The sequence below is a fragment of the Acinetobacter sp. UBA6526 genome (assembly GCF_002434875.1).
Lineage (GTDB): Bacteria > Pseudomonadota > Gammaproteobacteria > Pseudomonadales > Moraxellaceae > Acinetobacter > Acinetobacter venetianus.
This window is the reverse complement of sequence record NZ_DJLC01000041.1, coordinates 11,024-11,344: the sequence shown is the minus strand read 5'-3', so window position 1 is coordinate 11,344 and position 321 is coordinate 11,024. Positions and strand designations below refer to the sequence as shown.

General features: G+C 39.9%; 1 pseudogene. It reads left to right on the top strand.

Annotated elements, in window-relative coordinates:
• A pseudogene (locus B4237_RS02570) lies at window positions 1-321 on the top strand (energy-dependent translational throttle protein EttA); the annotation flags it as partial.

Below are 321 nucleotides of genomic sequence, written 5' to 3'. Positions count from 1 at the left end.
AGCAAGAACAGAAACAAGAAGAATCTTTTGCTAAAGCATTGAAAAAAGAACTTGAATGGGTTCGTTCAAATGCCAAAGGTCAGCAAAAGAAAAACAAAGCGCGTATGGAACGTTTTGAAGAGCTTAACTCTAAAGAATTCCAACAGCGTAATGAAACATCTGAAATCTACATTCCACCTGGCCCACGTTTGGGTAACAAAGTTGTGGAAGTGGAAGGTATCAGTAAATCATTTGATGGTCGCTTACTTTATGAAAACCTAACTTTCACTGTACCTCCTACAGCGATTGTCGGTATCGTAGGTCCAAACGGTGCGGGTAAAA